We start from the raw sequence: 18,198 nt of genomic DNA, 5'->3' as shown, positions 1-18,198 counted from the left end.
ACAGCTGACCAGACAGGCCAATACAAATAAGGCTGGTGGTGGAGACATGACAAAGACAGAGAACACAACGTTCCCGCGACTGTTGCTGGAACACGGAACAACACGTCCGCAGCATCCGGCGTTCCGTGAAAAAGATCTGGGAATCTGGCAAACCTGGAACTGGCAACAGGTCAACGAAGAAGTGCGCGCGCTCGCCTGTGGTCTGGCAGCACAGGGATTTCAGCGCGGCATGAACCTCGCGATTATCGGTGACAATCGCCCGCGCCTATACTGGGCGATGATGGCAGCACAGTGCCTCGGTGGTATTCCGGTGCCTTTGTATCAGGATGCGCCGGCAGCCGACATGGCGTATGTGCTGGAAAACGCAGAAATTGCTTTTGCCGTTGTCGAAGATCAGGAGCAGGTCGATAAATTACTCGACATCAAACAGCACTATGCCGGCATACAGCACATCTGTTTTGAAGATGAACGCGGCATGCGGCATTATCATCAGCCAGAGCTGATCTCCTATGCAGCTTTGCAGGAAACCGGGCGCATGTATGACCGTACCCATCCTGAATTTTTCTTACAGCAGATCGGACTCGGGCAACCTGAAGATACCGCGGTCATGCTGTACACCTCGGGCACGACCGGTAAGCCCAAAGGCGTATGCCAGAGTCATCGCTCATTCATGACCGCTGCTGTCGGCGGTGCAGGCTTTGATCAACTGAGCGCCGACGAAGATATACTTTCCTATCTGCCGATGGCGTGGGTTGGCGATCACTTGTTTTCATTTGCACAGGCGCTGGTCACAGGCTTTACCGTCAACTGTCCGGAATCCAGCGAAACCGTGCTGACCGATCTGCGTGAAGTTGGTCCTACCTATTATTTCGCACCGCCACGCGTGTTTGAAAACATGCTGACCACCGTCATGATACGCATGGAAGATGCAGGTGCTGTCAAACAGCATCTGTTTCAGTATTACATGGAAATCGCACGGCAGTATGGTGCCGACATTCTTGATGGCAAGCCGGTTTCAGCCCTCGCCAGACTCAATTACCGCATCGGCGAATTTCTGATTTACGGGCCGCTGAAAAATGTACTCGGCTTATCTCGCGTCAGAGTCGCGTATACCGCGGGTGCTGCAATTGGCCCTGATCTGTTCCGTTTCTATCGCTCTATCGGCATCAATCTGAAGCAGTTGTATGGCTCCACCGAAACCTGTGCCTACGTTTGCCTGCAACCGGATGGCAACATCAAATTTGACAGCGTCGGTCAGGCTGCACCGGGTGTGCAAGTGACGCTGGCAGAGAATGGTGAAGTGCTGGTGAAATCGAGCGCCATGCTGACCGGTTACTACAAACGACCGGATGCGACCGCCGAAGTCATCGATGAACAGGGCTATTTCCATACTGGTGATGCCGGTATCTTTGACGGAGAAGGGCATCTGAAAATCATCGACCGCGCCGCGGATGTCGGCAAGCTCACCAATGGTGATATCTTTGCACCGAACTACATCGAAAACAAACTCAAGTTTTTCCCTTTCATCAAAGAGGTTGTCGCCTTTGGTCATAACAGAGACCATGTCTGCGCCTTCATTAACATTGATATGGAGGCCGTTGGCAACTGGTCAGAACGCCGCGGCATAGCCTATTCCGGTTATACCGATCTCGCTGCCAAAGCTGAAACGTATCAGCTCATCATGTCGTGCATAGAAAAGGTGAATGCCGATCTGGCCAATGAAATCCTGATGGCAGGCACACAGATACATCGCTTCCTGATCCTGCACAAAGAGCTTGATCCGGACGACGACGAGCTGACCCGTACACGCAAAGTCCGGCGCAAATTTATTGCAGAAAAATATGCGGTACTGATAGAAGCGCTGTATTCAGGCAAACGCTCGCAATACATAGAAACGCAAGTCAAATTTGAAGATGGTCGTCAGGGCACCGTCAGTGCCGACCTGCACATCAGTGATGTCAAGACATTTGCTGCCCAGCAGCATGCGGCATAAGGAAAAGCAATGACCAATAACAGAAAAACCGGTGAAGTCATTCTTGATTTGCAAGGCATTTCCTTGTCGTTTGGTGGCGTCAAAGCGCTGACAAATATTTCGTTCAACGTCAGAGAACACGAAATCCGCGCGATTATCGGCCCAAACGGTGCAGGTAAAAGCTCGATGCTGAATGTAATCAATGGTGTGTACCGGCCGCAGGAAGGGCAGATCACCTACCGTGGCCGCCAGCGCAAAGACATGAATACCTACGCGGCTGCCAAAAGCGGCATCGCCCGCACGTTTCAGAACATCGCTCTGTTTAAGGGAATGAGCGTGCTCGACAACATCATGACGGGGCGAAATCTGAAGATGAAATCCAATTTCCTGATGCAGGCACTGTATCTGGGGCCTGCGCGCAGAGAGGAAATTGCTCACCGTGAAAAAGTCGAAGAAATCATCGATTTTCTTGAAATTCAGCACATCCGCAAAACGCCGGTCGGACGATTATCTTACGGTTTGCAAAAGCGGGTTGAACTCGGTCGCGCGCTTGCCGCTGAACCTGAGATTTTATTGCTGGATGAACCGATGGCTGGTATGAATGTCGAGGAAAAACAGGACATGAGCCGTTTCATCCTTGATGTGAATGATCAGCTCGGCACCACTATTGTTCTGATCGAGCATGATATGGGCGTCGTGATGGATATTTCTGACCGGGTTGTCGTTTTGGATTACGGTAAAAAAATCGGCGACGGCACACCGGCTGAAGTGCTGGCAAATCAGGAAGTGATCAATGCCTATCTTGGCGTTGCACACTGACACCACCGTCTTGAGGAAAACAAAATGAATCTCAGTTTTTTCTTTGAAGTGCTCATCGGTGGCTTGCTGTCCGGCGTGATGTATGCACTGGTTGCACTAGGTTTTGTGCTGATCTACAAAGCCTCCGGCGTATTCAATTTCGCGCAAGGGGCGATGGTGTTTTTTGCCGCCCTGACCTGTGTTGGTCTCAGTGAAAAATTTGATCTATTGATGTGGGTCGCCATACCGCTGACGATGGCAGTGATGATCGTCCTGGGTCTGGCAATCGAAAAAATCGTCTTGCGACCACTGGTGAATCAGCCGGAGATCACACTCTTCATGGCCACCATCGGTCTGACCTTTTTCATCGAAGGGCTGGCGCAATTACTGTGGGGTTCACAACCGCACAAGCTGACCTTACCGATCGAAGACGTGCCTATCGAATTTCTGATGGAAAAATTCAATATTCTGGTGTCGCAGTTCGACGTGATTGCCGCCCTGATCTGTGCTGTTCTGGTCATCGGTCTGGCACTGCTGTTTTCCAAAACAAAAATCGGACGCGCGCTGCGGGCAGTCGCGGACGATCATCAGGCCGCGCTGGCAGTCGGTATTCCGTTGCAACAAATCTGGGGCATCGTCTGGGCGGTTGCCGGTTTTGTCGCACTGGTGGCAGGTTTGCTGTGGGGTGCACGTAATGGGGTGCAGTTTGCACTGACGTTTGTTGCACTGAAAGCGCTGCCAGTGCTGATTCTGGGCGGTTTCACGTCGGTACCCGGCGCAATCGTTGGTGGTCTGATTATCGGTGCCTCAGAAAAACTGGCAGAAGTGTATATCGGCCCTCTGGTCGGTGGCGGTATCGAGGGCTGGTTCCCGTATGTACTGGCATTGCTGTTTCTGCTGGTACGGCCGGAAGGTTTGTTTGGCGAAAAAATCATACGCAGGATTTAAACCACATTGTTCTGAGCACCCCCCCAATCATATTCTGCCTTGCCAGACAAAAATGGCTGGTAAGGCGCATGAATACGAAGACTTACACTAAGACTTGTATTAAGACTTAAGGAAACACTATGTTCTATCGTGAAGCAGGACAATTTAAAACCAGCTATCAGGCAGACAACCAGATATTTCCACTGCGCCAGGACAGAATCGGCGTTGCCCTGTTGCTGTGCGCCGCTTTTTTTGCGGTACCATTGCTCGCCTCTGATTATGCTTTTTCCGCGATCTTTATTCCTTTTCTGATTTTTTCACTGGCGGCACTGGGCTTAAATATCCTGACTGGTTACGCCGGGCAATTGTCGCTGGGTTCGGCTGCATTCATGGCAGTCGGTGCGTTTGCTTCCTACAATTTCATGCTGCGTATACCTGGTATTCCAATCTTGCTGGCATTTGTACTCGGCGGTATTTCAGCGGCAATGGTCGGTATCGCTTTCGGTTTACCGTCGCTGCGCATACGTGGTTTTTATCTGGCTGCCGCCACGCTGGCAACGCAGTTTTTTGTGGTCTGGTGTCTGACTAAAATCCAATGGTTCACCAATTACAGTGCTTCCGGAGTAATCACCGCACAGGAAATTGTGATCATGGGCATGAGCTTCAACACACCGGTCAAAAAATATCTGCTGACATTAGGCATCGTCTGTGTGATGGCCTTACTGGCAAAGAATATGGTGCGTTCAAACGTTGGTCGTTCGTGGATGGCAGTGCGTGATATGGACGTTGCCGCAGAAGTGATCGGATTCCGGCTGATGCGTACCAAGCTGCTGGCGTTTGCCGTGTCTTCGTTTTACTGCGGCATCGCGGGTGCGTTATATGCCTATGCTTATCTGGGCACGGTCGAACCGGAAGCCTATAACCTCGATCTGTCTTTCCGCATTTTGTTCATGATCATCATCGGCGGCGTCGGCTCTATTCTCGGTTCATTTCTTGGTTCGGCATTTATCGTTTTGCTGCCGGTATTTCTGAATCTGATCGCCCATTTTTTATCGTTACCGACCAACATCGCGTCGAATCTTGAATTGATGGTATTCGGCGCGCTGATTATTTTCTTTCTGATTGTTGAACCACATGGCCTTGCACGTTTGTGGCAGATCACGAAAGAAAAACTGAGATTATGGCCTTTCCCGCATTAAGTTTTTACTGTCGTCGTTTTTATAAATACAGAACGCCATGATGAAGGCGTCGTTCTACCCATACAACCAACAGGAGACAACATGAAACTGATGAAATCAATACTACTGGCATCGGCAATGATAGGTGCGGTGAATGTGGCACAGGCAGATGACCAGTACATTCCACTGCTCTCATACCGCGTCGGCCCTTACGCGGCGGGTGGCTCCGGCTTTTACGGCGGTGTCATTGATTACTTCAATCTGGTCAATGCCAAAGGCGGACTCAATGGCGTCAAGATTACATGGGAAGAGTGCGAGACTGAATACAATGCCTCGCGTGGTGTTGAATGCTATGAACGACTGAAAAAAGCACAAGGTGGCGCATCATTAGTCGAGCCGCTGTCCACCGGCATTGCTTACGGCATTCTGGACCGCGTTGCCGAAGATAAAATTCCGATGACCACGTTGGGCTACGGCCGTTCCGATGCGGCTAACGGTAAAGTGTTTCCGTATATTTTCCCGCTGATTACCAGCTACTGGAATCAGGCAGCAGCGATGACGAAATATCTGGGTGATAAATCCGGTGGAATGGACAAGCTTAAAGGGAAAAAGATCGTTCATCTGTATCACGATTCTGCGTTCGGTAAAGAACCGATTCCTGTCCTCGAAGCCCAGGCCAAACAATATGGCTTTGAGCTGATCAAAATCCCGGTCGCACATCCGGGCAACGAACAACAATCACAATGGCTGCAAATCCGTCAGGCCAATCCTGATTATGTGATTCTGTGGGGCTGGGGCGTGATGAATGCGGTTGCGATTAAAACGGCGCAGCGTAATGGTTATTCGCGTGAAAAAATGCTGGGCGTATGGTGGGCAGGCTCTGAGGAAGATGCAGTGCCTGCAGGTGATGCAGCAAAAGGTTATACCTCAATGACCTTTAACACGCCGGGCAACTATCCTGTACTCGATGAATTGCGCAGTAAGGTGTACGCGGCGGGTAAAGGTAATCTCAGCGACAAATCCCGTATCGGCTCGGTCTATCACATGCGTGGTGTGACTGCCGCGATCTTGTGGTCAGAAGCGATTCTGAAAGCGCAGGAAAAATACGGTAAAGGCAAACAGATGACTTCCGAGCAGATACGCTGGGGCTTTGAAAATCTGAATGTCGATGAAGCACGTCAGAAAGCTCTCGGTGCACTTGGTATGTTCCCGCCAGTGAAAACTTCTTGCGAAGACCATGAAGGCTCAGGTGCAGTCAAAGTGCAGCAGTGGACAGGCGATAAGTGGAAAGCCATCACACCGAACTGGGTAGTCGGTGATAAAGCGCTGACCCGCGCGATGCTGGAAGAATCGTCAAACAAATATGCCGCAGAGAAAAAAATCACTCCGGCTTGTCTGAAGTAATTTTTCCTGAATCAGGAGATATCCGGCAACGGATATCTCTGTTACGCCGACCGTCAATACAGGCATATTATGAGCATACATTCCATTTCGTCTGAGAGCGCCATCAACAACCCCGCCTATCTCAGCGTCAACAATATCGAAGTGATCTACGATCACGTGATTCTGGTATTGAAAGGCATTTCCCTGCAAGTACCGCAAGGAAAAATCGTTGCACTGCTGGGGGCGAATGGCGCCGGAAAATCGACCACGCTGAAGGCTATTTCCACTTTACTGAAAAACGAACGCGGCGATATCACCAAGGGTGACATTACATTTCAGGGACAACGTGTCGATCATCTGACGCCAAACGAACTGGTGAAACGTGGTCTGTCGCAAGTGATGGAAGGACGCCATTGTTTCGGCCATTTAAGCGTGGAAGAAAATCTGCTGACAGGCGCATACACGCGCGCGCTCAGCCGGACCGAGCTGAAAGCCGAACTGGAAAAGGTCTATCACTACTTCCCGCGCCTGCGTGAACGCCGCCATTCGCAAGCGGGCTACACCTCGGGTGGCGAACAACAGATGTGCGCGATCGGCCGTGCGCTGATGGCCAAGCCCAGCATGATTTTGCTGGATGAACCATCGATGGGTATCGCACCGCAACTGGTGGAAGAAATTTTTGAGATCGTCAAAAGCCTGAATCAGCAAGAACAGGTTTCCTTCTTACTGGCCGAACAAAACACCAATATCGCGTTGCGCTATGCCGACTTCGGTTACATCCTCGAAAACGGCCGCGTCGTGATGGAGGGGGATGCCAGTGATCTCTCCAGTAATGAAGACGTGAAAGAATTTTATCTCGGTGTTTCAGGTGCGGGTCGTAAGAGTTTCCGCGACATGAAATTCTATCGCCGTCGCAAGCGCTGGCTGGCATAGCTGTAATCGCAACAATCGGCAAATACGTCGCAACACATCGCATAAAACCGGCTTCACCAACTCCTATTACAAAGAGAACGCCATGATGGAATATCTGGACGCGCTGGAAACCCGCACCCCGCACAGCCGCGAGCAGGCGCTGATGCAGCGGCTGCCTTCATTGATTGCACAGGCAAAGACTGCCGCAGGATGGGCAGCGATACTGAAAGATGTGCCGGCAAATGACATCAACTCACGGCAGGCGCTCGCGCAGTTACCCGTGACGCGCAAATCAGATCTCAAAACCTTGCAGCAGCAACAGTTGCCATTCGGTGGCCTGACAACGACAGAGCCTCGCGCACTCGGCCGAATTTTTATGTCACCCGGCCCGATTTTTGATCCTGAGGGAACATCGACGGACTGGTGGCGCTTTGCACGACCTATGTATGCAGCAGGCTTACGCAGCGGTGATCTGATACAGAATTGCTTTTCCTATCATTTCACACCTGCGGCATTCATGGTCGAAAGCGCGGCTACCAGACTCGGCTGCACCGTGATTCCGGCGGGCATAGGCCAGACAGAAATGCAGGTGCAGGCGATGGCGGCATTACGTCCGGATGCATATATCGGTACCCCGAGTTTTTTAAAAATCATTCTGGAAAAAGCCATCGACAGCGGTACCGATATTTCCAGTATCAAAAAAGCGCTGGTCGGTGCAGAAGCTTTACCGCCTTCATTGCGCCAATGGCTGAAAGATCACGGCGTGCCGCATGTCTTACAGATGTATGCCAGCGCCGATATCGGCAATATCGCCTATGAAACCATGAGCGATGGTGTGCTCAATCCCGGTATGGTGCTGGATGAAGAGATCATTCTCGAAATCGTACGTCCTGGCACCGGCGATCCGGTCGCTGAAGGTGAAGTCGGTGAAATTGTCGTGACTTCGTTCAACCCGGATTACCCGCTGATACGTTTCGCCACCGGCGATATGTCAGCGATCCTGCCCGGCATTTCACCCTGTGGCCGCACCAATCAACGTATTAAGGGCTGGATGGGACGTGCCGATCAGACCACCAAAGTCAAAGGCATGTTCGTTCATCCGTCGCAGGTCGCGGAAGTTGTGAAACGCCATCCGCAAGTGCAAAAGGCGCGTTTGGTCGTCAGCGGTGAGATGGCAAACGATGTGATGACCCTCCATTGCGAAGCAGCCGATGACAGCGACGCACTGCAAGCCAGTATCGTCGCCAGTCTGCGCGATGTGACCAAATTGCGTGGCGAGGTGCTGTTTGTCGCAGCAGGCAGTCTGCCGAATGATGGCAAAGTCATCGACGATACACGTCGCTATGAATGAGGTGCTTTGAACTGCTGATGACGCAGGACTTAAGACTCACAACACCGATTGTTCACCTGTACTGGGCGCTGAATGGCGCCCTTTTTTTCACTCCCGCGCAGAAAAGTTGAAAATATTCTATAGTGCACCCCAAAGCGCATCCGCACGGAACGCTTTTTTGCCCGTTTTCACATTCCCTACCATCAACTGGCCGGAGACACATTCCATGACGACGCTCGATATTAATAGCAAACAACATCAGGTGGACGTTGATCCATCCACGCCCGTATTGTGGGCATTACGTGACGCACTGGGTCTGACAGGCACGAAATTCGGTTGCGGTCAGGCACTGTGCGGCGCTTGCACCGTCCACGTTAATGGACAGGCGACCCGTTCTTGTGTAACACCGGTATCTGCTGTCGCCGGACAAAAAATAACGACAATTGAAGCCATAGCCAACGATAAGGTCGGCAAAGCGGTGCAGGCAGCATGGATCAAACATGATGTCGCACAGTGTGGCTACTGCCAGAGCGGTCAGATCATGAGCGCTACCGCTCTGCTCAAAGCCAATAAAAAGCCGGCGGACGCTGATATTGATGCAGCCATGGCAGGTAATATCTGCCGCTGCGGCACGTATGTGCGTATTCGCGCTGCGATTCACGATGCTGCCAGCATGCTGGCTTAATCAGGAGAAGACCATGCATTTTGAATCTCACCAGCTGGAATTGCCGAAACACTTACTGGCACTCACAGAAAAAAACCAGGCGACAAGTGACAATTTACCGCGCCGTACTTTCCTGAAAATGGCCGGCGCTTCCGGCTTTGCGCTCGGTTGTTATCCATTGCTGGCAAGCGCAGCTGATAATAAGACAGACGCAGCAACACAGGCGGCCAGCACACTGAAACCGACGCAGCAACCCGGCGCTTTTGTCAGCATAGACAAAAATGGCATCGTCACCGTCACCATTAATCGTCTCGATTTTGGTCAGGGCGTGCAAACCGGTCTGCCGTTGATTCTGGCGGAAGAACTCGATGCCGACTGGTCGAAAGTACGCAGCGTCCACGGCACTAATAACCCGGCTTATGCAGACCCGGCCTATGGTATTCATCTGACCGGTGGCTCAACTTCGATCAAACATTCATACACCCAGTACCGCGAACTCGGCGCCCGTACTAAAGCAATGCTGGTCAATGCCGCTGCAGCACAATGGAAAGTCGATGCGGCTCGTCTGGTCACTGAAAACGGTGTCGTCATCGGCCCAGGCGGTAAAAAACTCAGCTACGGCGAACTCGCTGAAGCAGCGATGCAACAGGCCGTACCGGAAACCGTGACACTGAAAGACCCGAAACAATTCCGGCTGATAGGCAAACCTGTCGGTCGTCTGGATGCGAGAGCCAAGTCCACCGGCACACAGGATTACGGTATTGACGTCCATCTGCCAGGTATGCTGACGGCACTGATCGCCCGCCCACCCGTCTTCGGCGCGAAAATAAAATCCGTCGATGACAGTGCAGCCAAAGCAATCAAAGGCGTGCAGGCAGTACTGCGTATTCCGGCCGACCGTGGCGGCGAATCTGTCGCCATCATTGCGAATGGCTACTGGCCGGCGAAACAGGGCCGCGATGCGCTGAAAATAGAATGGGATACCAGCGCAGTTGAAAAAGTCGACAGCGTGGCGCAATTAGCGAGTTACAAAGCGCTGGCAAAACAAGCCGGCAATCAGAAATACAAAGACGATATTTCTGCGCTGGCAACCGCGCCGCATCAGATCAAAGCAGAATTCGTTTTCCCTTATCTGGCACACACGCCGATGGAGCCGCTGAACTGCACCGTCGCGATTAAAGGCGATAGCGCTGAAGTGTGGACAGGTACACAAATGCCGGGTTTCGATGGTCTGGCGGCAGCAAAAATACTCGGTATCGCCCCTGAAAAAGTACTGGTGCATACGCTGATGGCCGGTGGTGGCTTCGGTCGTCGCGGCGTCACCACCAGCGATTATGTCAGCGAAGCCTGTCAGGTTGCCAAGGCCGCACAGAGCGCAGGTCTGACAGCACCCGTACGCACATTATGGAGCCGCGAAGACGACGTCAAAGGCGGCTACTACCGTCCCGCGCATCTGCACACCGCGCATCTGGGCTTTGATGCCAACGGTAATATCCTCGGCTGGGATCATGTGATCGTCGGGCAATCGATTGTTGCCGGTACCCTGTTTGAATCCATGATGATCAAAGACGGTATCGATGGCACCGCGGTTGAAGGCATGAAAGAACCGTACACCATGCCGATGCGCCTGACCGTGCATCATCCTAAACAGAATGTGCCTGTATTGTGGTGGCGCAGTGTCGGTTCAACCCACACCGCCTTTGTGATGGAAACGCTGATCGACGAAATCGCTGCCACCACAAAACAAGACCCGGTCGCCTATCGCCTGAAACTCATGGCAGGCAAACATCCGCGTCACGAGGCAGCGCTGCAGATGGCGGTGGAAAAATCCGGCTATGGTAAAAAGAAGTTGCCCGCTGGTCAGGCCTGGGGCGTTGCCGTGCATGAGTCTTTTGAATCCGTGGTGGCCTATGTTGTTACTGCCACGATCAAAAACGGTGTGCCAAAACTGCTGACCGCCACTGCAGGTGTTCATTGCAATCTGGCGGTCAATCCTAAGAGCATAGAAGCGCAGGTACAGGGGGGTGCGTTAATGGGCTTGTCCATGTGTCTGCCGGGTGCAGCAATCACACTCAAAGACGGCGTGGTTGAACAAAGCAATTTCGGTGATTATGTCGTGCCACGCATTACCGACATGCCAAAAGTTGCCGTGCATATCGTGCCAAGCGCCGATGCACCGACAGGCATGGGTGAACCTGGACTGCCTCCGCTCGCCCCGGCATTTGCGAATGCACTGGCACGCCTGAATGGAAAACGCTTACGCGAATTGCCATTTAAAATAGCATAAGTCATCCGTCCGCAGAAATAAGCGAGCTGACAGCACGCTGTATCAGCTCTTATTTCTACCCAAAAAAACGGCGCATCGCTGATTCAGCGATGCGCCGTTTTTCTATTTATTCACATCACTTTCGGCGAATATTCCACAACTCAAACCAAGCACAAAATCAGCCTGGCTTCCAATAGCTGCTTTCTCGCTCAATAAATAAATGTATTTGTATTTTCTGCACGACTTTGAGCGGCACCGAGAAACAGCTTAATAAAGTCTGTAGAACTCAATTTTAAAAACGCATCAAATCGAATTGAGTCAAAACTAGGGTGGTCTGGGTTCTTGTGATTTCGCCTATAAAAATCTAACGCCTCATCCGGCTTAATTTCCAAAAAATTTTTATGTGCACGCCCGCCCTTTGGTAGGCCCTCATTTTCTATTTCTTCTTTTGTTAATAAACAAAATCCGAGTGCGTCTTTCCGACGATAGGCTTGCAGAGTAAAGCCATCTTTGCCTCCTGACTTCCAAAGAAATGGGGCAACGGCAAATAACTTGTCTTCTACATTCCTCATTTGATCTATGTGATCTTTCTGAAGTGATCGATATGGTGCGGGTAGTGAGGTCAGATGTGTTAAACAATCAAAAATCGTATTGATACGTCGATCCATTTACGTACTCCTGTTAATTTCACTGAAAAATCTGGCAACTTCCCGCCTGCAAGTTGATTTGCGATGCCAGAACGACAGAGCGCTATCCCGTTTTTCAAAGAACGCTTAGGCTTAGGGTGCAACATGCATTTGAACCCGCATCATCCTAGCATCAGATGCAATAAACTCATATCGTTTTACTAATCCATCAACCCGAAAATCAAATTCAGCCCAAAGCTACTTTTGCTTTGCGGGAATGCGACGTTTCCGTTGAAAAAAGAGCTGTGGCGGTGAGACATGAAGTAAGATCATCTATGCGCTGTTGCTCGCGATGACAAGCACAGCGTTTTAAATAAAAATAATTTTTATATTTTCAAAACCGGAGACAAGTTTATGCGTTCATTATTGAAATTTTTTAGCTTTGCTATTTTTTCTTTGTTCATCAGCCACTCAGTCATGGCAGCAGAACATGGAACACCGCAAGAGGCGGAAGCGCTGGTTAAAAAAGCGATTGCCTATCTGAAGGCGAATGGTCAGGAAAAAGCACTGGCTGAATTCAATAATCCTAAAGGCAGTTTCGTTGATCGTGACTTGTATATCTGGGTTGCTGAGCTGAATGGCAAAGCAATTGCGCATGGCGCGAATGCGCGTCTGGTCGGCAAAGATTTGCGTAGTCTGCGTGATGTCGATAACAAGGCATTTATTGAAGAAGTATTGGCAGGTGTTGCAAGCAAGGGCAAAGGCTGGGTTGACTACAAATGGCCAAATCCGACTACCAAGGCAATCGAACAGAAATCCACTTATTATGAAAAAGCCGGCGACCTGGTTTTCGCTTGCGGCGTTTATAAATAAGCCAATCTTTGTGGTGATATTTCGCGCGCGGTAAAACGCTGATGAGATAAAAAGAAACGGCGCATCGACTCTCTGAGTCATGCGCCGTTTTTTATCGATCCGCTTCTTTTTTTCCAGGTGGCTGCAAATCAGATCACGAACCGGATCAGCAGCAAACAATGTTAATCCCAGGCCGCAGGATCAATCTCGCCTATCGCCCGGAATGCCGGCTTACAAAATAAATATCCCTGCATTAATTCGATGCCGGCAGCGCGCAGGAAATCCCGCTCTGCCCTGGTTTCTATCCCTTCAGCCAACACCCGCACATTCAGACCCGCGCAGATCGCCACGATACCGTTCACGATCACTTGCTTAGGTTTGCTGGTATCAATATCGCGAATCAGCTCCATATCAATCTTCACAATATCCGGCTGGTATTCAGACAACAGATTCAGGCCGGCATAACCAGCACCGAAATCGTCGATGGCGGTGCGGAAACCAAAGCGGCTGTATTCACGGAAAATATTGACCAGATGCGGTCTGTCATCCACGCGCTCACCTTCTGTCACTTCAAAAATGATGCGTTCAATAGGAAACTGATAGCGCCGCGCTGCTTCAAACGTGCTGCGTATACAGGCCGCGGGCTGATAGACCGCGTTCGGCAGAAAATTGATCGACAAGTATTCCTGTATGCCGAGTTCTGCTGCGCCCCGTATCGCTTCTACCCGGCATGCCTGATCGAAAGAATAGCGATTTTCATCGGTCACCTGAGACAACACCGAAAACGCCGACTCGCCATTCGGCCCGCGCACCAGCGCCTCGTGGGCAAAGATCGTGCGGGTGCTCAGATTCACGATGGGCTGGTAAGCAAAAGCAATGTCGAAGCCGAGTTTCTGATCTTCTTTACATTTCTGGCAACCAATTGGCGTCGAGTTACTCTGCTTAAGAGGAGGCAAATTCATGTTTAACCTATTATTTCTGGAGAAAGGGCAAAGCAACAATCAGGCGATAAATGCGTTGATGCCATATGGTACTGCTAGTATGGTACTTCGATTCAGCGCTGCCGTCATGCAAGGCAATCAGACCGCTTACACCAGTTCTTGAAGACAGGGTTCAGCAGAGCACCATCAATAAGCATTCGTAGCATGCACGCTTTACTTGTGCCGGTGGTCTGCGCATGCGGACCGCGGTTTAAAAATGAGCATCATGGACGGGATCCGGGCGGGAAAGATATGAACATGAACGGCGCCACTGACACCCGCTTATCAGTTGAAACATGCGGGACGGCACTAAATATACTCCCCCCAGTATATTTTAAAGCCCTTTATTCTTAATGAGGTAAAGGCTTTTTATCTAAAATAAGGGGGGAGTATGCTGATTTCAGCGCGATTCTTTAATCAGGCGGCCTGCCGTTTTTTGCAGCGGGCGGGCATTCATCGGATACAGACGACCAAAAATCGCGATCTGCTCAGACGACATTTCCACGGCTTCTTTCATCACCATCCACAATACGTCTTCGCTGCAAGGTGGCGTGGTGAGCGAGCCCATATAAGTGTAGTAATCGCGCTTCTCTGGCAAGAGCTGATTAATATCGATTGCGGTTGGTGCAGCCAGCGCCTGGTTTTTTTCCAGCGGGAGATTGTTCCAGATCTGTTGCACGATGTTTTGCGCTTTGCCACGTTCTAACAATACGGCGACCACCGCCAGCTTGCCGTCGGCATCTTTGTGCATCAAATGCACGACCATATCAAAACTCCGGCCATTGACGCGCTCTTCGGATGGCTTATGGAAATGGAATTGCTGCAATTCATAATTGCGGCCCATGATGCTGATGTAATTACCCGCCGCCACATTCACCTGTATCGTATGGCCATTATCAATCACGCTGAAACCAGACGGTTTGTAATCAAAAGCGATCGGTTCAAGGTCAACCCGGATACCGTCGCGGATGTCGATTGGAGACTGTCGCTCGCCACTATCGCATTTCGCGTTTGCCGGACTGAGCTTACCCCAGTTAGCCGGCCCGCCTTCACCGTCATAACTCCAGTGCAAGGCGCCGTGTCCGCCCATCGCGGCGATAATCGCTGAAGAACCGGTTTCGTTTCCTTCTTTTGGTTTGGCTGGCGTGACTTTTCTGGCAGGCGCGACATACGCAGGAGAACGAACCGAGGCGCGGGTTGAGGCACGTGCCACATCGTCTTTTTCTTTACGCAAAAGGGCGAGACGTTCTGCAATTTTGACCGCCAGCTCATCAGCAGCCATGGTATCTTTGGCAGCGTCTTTGCTCTCTTTCGACTCTTTTTCTTTGGAAGATTTGCGCGTCTCTTTTTCTTTTTCCTTCGGCGCGGACACTTCTTCTTTGGCAGAAGCGGATGCCTGTTTGATCGGCTTGGACGGAGGTGTTGATGCGTCATTCGCCTGAGCGGAGATCGCAAGCATCAGGGAAATCAGGAGAGCAGAGCAGCGGCGCATAATTAGACGGTATCAGGTCGGGATAGTCTGTTTACGGCCCATGCTGTTTAAACTTGAATTCCCTCAGGCAATTTAACAATCCGCCACAGCCGCCAAAGCCTCCACAACTGCAACACCTGCGCCACAACAGGCAAACGGCAATCTGCCTATTGTGACCGGATGGCCGCTTTACAGCGCCAGCAGGCGTGCTTTTGCAGCCTGATACTCGGCGCTCAGGCGTTGTACGACTTCGGCAACGCTGGGGGCATCGTCCATCATACCGACCCCCTGACCAGCGCCCCAGATGTCGCGCCAGGCTTTCGCACTGCTGTTACCGCCGGAACCGAAATTCATTTTGGATTTATCTGATACCGGCAGATTATCGGGGTCGAGCCCGGCCGCAACGATGGATTTTCTGAGGTAGTTGCCGTGCACACCGGTGAACAGATTGGTGTAGATAATGTCCGCCGCGTTCGACTCGATGATCGCCTGACGATAAGCATCATCGACATTCGATTCCTGCGTTGCCAGCCAGCGTGAACCGATATATGCGAAATCTGCGCCCATCGCCTGCGCTGCCAGAATCGCGTCGCCGGTCGCAATCGAACCGGACAATGCAACCGGTCCCTTGAAGAACTTACGCACTTCACCAACCAGCGCGAACGGTGACAAACCACCGGCATGACCACCAGCACCGGCCGCCACCAGAATCAGGCCATCGACACCGGCTTCCAGCGCTTTCTGGGCGTGACGAATAGAAATCACATCATGCAGAACGATGCCGCCATAGCTGTGTATCGCATCGAGCATCTCTTTCGGCGGCGCGCGCAGTGACGAAATGATGATAGGAACCTGATGCTTGACGCAGACTTCGACATCATGCGCGAGCCTGTCATTCGACTGATGTACGATCTGATTCACGGCAATCGGGCCAACTTTCGCATCAGGATTCGCTGCTTTGTAGGCAGCCAGTTCGTTTTGCAGATCAGTCAGCCAGGTATCAAGCAATTCTGCCGGACGGGCGTTGAGCGCGGGGAACGAGCCGACGATACCCGCTTTACATTGTGCGGCAACCAGCTTAGGGCCGCTGGCGATAAACATCGGCGAGGCGATAACAGGTAAAGCCAGATTTTGTAAGGCTTTCGGCAAGTGCGAGGTACTGGTCATGCTGATGGTCTCCGGTGAACAGATCGTAGTAGATATTTTTGCTGCTTTTTTTGGTAATTTTTTACATGCCTGATATGATGTTATCAGAAAAAACGTTGTTATTCACAAGCATCAGCGTGAACCAACTCAGAAGCAAGCCCATTCGCTATTAAGTGATACCGATGAAACCGAAAGTTGTTGATTTCCGCCAGAGTCAGGAAGCCCTGCGCCATTCGCTGCGCGAAGGAATGCTGGATGCCGCCAGTCATTTGCTGCAAACCGAAGGCGCTGCCGCGCTGACGGTGCGTAAAGTAGCCGAAGCGGTGAATTGCTCGACGACCTTGCTGTATTCGATTTTCGGTGGCAAGGACGGTTTATCCAATGCGCTGTATCTGGAAGGATTTGAGCGCTTTAAGCAGGAATTTCTGGCATACGAAGCGACGCTCCCCGTAGAAAAGAAAGTCCGTGGCATACAGCGCTTATGGCTGTATGCGAATAATTATCATGCGTTTGCGCGCCGTTATCCCAGCTATTACATGGTGATGTTTGGCGATGCGATTGCCGGTTTTGTGCCGCCGCCGGAATCGCGCCAGGCCGCATGGGAATCGTTCACGCCGCTGATAGACGAATTTGAACACTGCATGCAAACCGGTAGCCTGCCGCCATCCAGCCCCAGTGCTGCGGCGCGTCTGTTATGGGCCGCCATGCATGGCGTCATCAGCCTGGAACTGAAAGGGTTTTATCTGAAACAGGAACACGCCGATGCGCTGTTCCAGTCTGCTGTAAGTGCCGTTTTGATTTCTCTGCAATCTCCCCAGCCTTCAAACAAGGAACTCTTATGACTTATCAGTGTTTTGACTTCAGCATCGATCAGAAAATCGCCCATCTGCGCTTTAATCGCCCCGACAGCCTCAATACCATGCAACCGGTTTTTTTCCGCGAGCTGGTCGAGATACTGCAACAATTACAGCGAGAAGCGTCGGCGCGAGTGCTGATTATTTCATCCACTGGTAAGCATTTCACTGCGGGCATGGCACTGGATGTGTTTTCCGGTAACGGCATCACGCTGGATGATAACAATGCAATTGGCCGCGCCAATATTGCACTGGTGCTGCAGGATATGCATCAGTCATTCAACCTGATCGAGCAATTGCGTATGCCGGTCATCACCGCCATTCAGGGCGGCTGTATCGGTGGAGGTGTCGATCTGATCTGCGCCAGCGATATCCGCCTTGCCAGCAAAGACGCATTCTTCTGCATACAGGAAATCAATATTGGCATGACGGCTGATCTGGGTACACTGCAACGCTTACCGAAACTGATCCCGGAAGGTATTGTGCATGAAATGGCGTACACCGGACGCCGTTTACCAGCCCAGCGTGCGCAAGCGGTGGGTCTGGTGAATGAGGTATTTGATACGCAAGAAGCGATGCTGGAAGCAGCCTTGCAAATGGCGAAAGAAATTACTGAAAAGCCACCGGTCGCGATCTGGGGCAGCAAGCAGGCGATACATTATGCGCGCGATCATTCTACCCACGATGCCTTGCAACAAATGGGCTGGCTGCAATCGGGTATCTGGCAAAGTGCAAATCTGATGGAAGCGTTTATGGCAAAACAGCAGGGACGCGCGACGCAATTTGGTGATCTGGCACCGCTGCATCCATTCACAGAAGCGAACTATCAGTTGAAATAA

17 protein-coding genes are annotated in these 18,198 nt (G+C 51.4%); 13 read left to right on the top strand and 4 right to left on the bottom strand.

Translation table 11 applies throughout. From position 1 onward, the window contains the following. Window positions 1-46 precede the first annotated feature (46 nt). From ACPAOP_RS06735 to ACPAOP_RS06695, 9 genes are all read left to right on the top strand, one after another. Window positions 47-1,993: an AMP-dependent synthetase/ligase gene (locus ACPAOP_RS06735; RefSeq protein ID WP_423709748.1), complete on the top strand. Its 1,947-nt coding sequence runs from the start codon at window positions 47-49 to the stop codon at window positions 1,991-1,993. 9 nt (window positions 1,994-2,002) lie between these two features. Continuing rightward, a complete protein-coding gene (locus tag ACPAOP_RS06730) occupies window positions 2,003-2,791 on the top strand; it encodes an ABC transporter ATP-binding protein (RefSeq protein WP_423678902.1) in 789 nt (262 codons plus the stop codon). A 24-nt stretch (window positions 2,792-2,815) separates the two neighbouring features. Continuing rightward, window positions 2,816-3,718, top strand: a complete 903-nt coding sequence (locus tag ACPAOP_RS06725) for a branched-chain amino acid ABC transporter permease (RefSeq protein WP_423709747.1) — start codon at window positions 2,816-2,818, stop codon at window positions 3,716-3,718. A 119-nt stretch (window positions 3,719-3,837) separates the two neighbouring features. Further along, window positions 3,838-4,896, top strand: a complete 1,059-nt coding sequence (locus tag ACPAOP_RS06720; protein WP_423709746.1) for a branched-chain amino acid ABC transporter permease — start codon at window positions 3,838-3,840, stop codon at window positions 4,894-4,896. Window positions 4,897-4,977: 81 nt separating this feature from the next. Beyond that, window positions 4,978-6,279 (top strand): ABC transporter substrate-binding protein, encoded by a 1,302-nt coding sequence (locus ACPAOP_RS06715; RefSeq protein ID WP_423709745.1) that lies wholly within the window; start codon window positions 4,978-4,980, stop codon window positions 6,277-6,279. Between the two features lie 69 nt (window positions 6,280-6,348). Beyond that, window positions 6,349-7,191 (top strand): ABC transporter ATP-binding protein, encoded by an 843-nt coding sequence (locus ACPAOP_RS06710; RefSeq protein WP_423678898.1) that lies wholly within the window; start codon window positions 6,349-6,351, stop codon window positions 7,189-7,191. A gap of 82 nt (window positions 7,192-7,273) precedes the next feature. After that, complete coding sequence (locus ACPAOP_RS06705) at window positions 7,274-8,521, top strand: phenylacetate--CoA ligase family protein (RefSeq protein WP_423709744.1); 1,248 nt, start codon at window positions 7,274-7,276, stop codon at window positions 8,519-8,521. Between the two features lie 205 nt (window positions 8,522-8,726). After that, complete coding sequence (locus ACPAOP_RS06700; protein ID WP_423678896.1) at window positions 8,727-9,185, top strand: (2Fe-2S)-binding protein; 459 nt, start codon at window positions 8,727-8,729, stop codon at window positions 9,183-9,185. A 13-nt stretch (window positions 9,186-9,198) separates the two neighbouring features. Then, window positions 9,199-11,451, top strand: a complete 2,253-nt coding sequence (locus tag ACPAOP_RS06695) for a molybdopterin cofactor-binding domain-containing protein (protein WP_423709743.1) — start codon at window positions 9,199-9,201, stop codon at window positions 11,449-11,451. 188 nt (window positions 11,452-11,639) lie between these two features. Here the strand turns inward: ACPAOP_RS06695 and ACPAOP_RS06690 are convergent, their stop codons facing one another. Then, entirely contained in the window at window positions 11,640-12,098 is a 459-nt protein-coding gene (locus ACPAOP_RS06690) for a hypothetical protein (RefSeq protein WP_423709742.1), read from the bottom strand. Between the two features lie 372 nt (window positions 12,099-12,470). Between ACPAOP_RS06690 and ACPAOP_RS06685 the strand changes: the two genes are divergently transcribed. Further along, on the top strand, window positions 12,471-12,929 hold the full coding sequence (locus tag ACPAOP_RS06685) for a cache domain-containing protein (protein ID WP_423709741.1): 459 nt from the start codon (window positions 12,471-12,473) through the stop codon (window positions 12,927-12,929). A gap of 161 nt (window positions 12,930-13,090) precedes the next feature. On the opposite strand, the gene ACPAOP_RS06680 is transcribed toward ACPAOP_RS06685, so the two are convergent. Next, on the bottom strand, window positions 13,091-13,870 hold the full coding sequence (locus tag ACPAOP_RS06680; protein ID WP_423709740.1) for an EAL domain-containing protein: 780 nt from the start codon (window positions 13,868-13,870) through the stop codon (window positions 13,091-13,093). On the opposite strand from ACPAOP_RS06680, the gene ACPAOP_RS06675 reads away from it, so the two are divergent. Beyond that, window positions 13,869-14,012, top strand: coding sequence for a hypothetical protein (locus ACPAOP_RS06675; protein WP_423709739.1), 144 nt, complete (start codon window positions 13,869-13,871; stop codon window positions 14,010-14,012). The two genes, ACPAOP_RS06680 and ACPAOP_RS06675, sit on opposite strands and share 2 nt — an antisense overlap. Window positions 14,013-14,288: 276 nt before the next feature. Here ACPAOP_RS06675 and ACPAOP_RS06670 read toward each other — a convergent pair whose 3' ends face one another. Further along, a complete protein-coding gene (locus ACPAOP_RS06670) occupies window positions 14,289-15,380 on the bottom strand; it encodes a carbonic anhydrase (RefSeq protein WP_423709738.1) in 1,092 nt (363 codons plus the stop codon). Window positions 15,381-15,548: 168 nt separating this feature from the next. Continuing rightward, on the bottom strand, window positions 15,549-16,526 hold the full coding sequence (locus tag ACPAOP_RS06665) for an NAD(P)H-dependent flavin oxidoreductase (protein WP_423678890.1): 978 nt from the start codon (window positions 16,524-16,526) through the stop codon (window positions 15,549-15,551). Between the two features lie 161 nt (window positions 16,527-16,687). Between ACPAOP_RS06665 and ACPAOP_RS06660 the strand changes: the two genes are divergently transcribed. Further along, a complete protein-coding gene (locus tag ACPAOP_RS06660; RefSeq protein WP_423678889.1) occupies window positions 16,688-17,347 on the top strand; it encodes a TetR/AcrR family transcriptional regulator in 660 nt (219 codons plus the stop codon). Beyond that, entirely contained in the window at window positions 17,344-18,198 is an 855-nt protein-coding gene (locus tag ACPAOP_RS06655; RefSeq protein ID WP_423709737.1) for an enoyl-CoA hydratase-related protein, read from the top strand. The genes ACPAOP_RS06660 and ACPAOP_RS06655 overlap by 4 nt, the downstream gene beginning before the upstream one ends.

Origin of the sequence: Undibacterium sp. WLX3042 (genome assembly GCF_049544825.1) — a bacterium.
Taxonomy (GTDB): domain Bacteria; phylum Pseudomonadota; class Gammaproteobacteria; order Burkholderiales; family Burkholderiaceae_D; genus Undibacterium.
The sequence above is the reverse complement of the archived record's forward strand: the minus strand, read 5'-3'. Positions and strand labels throughout refer to the sequence as shown.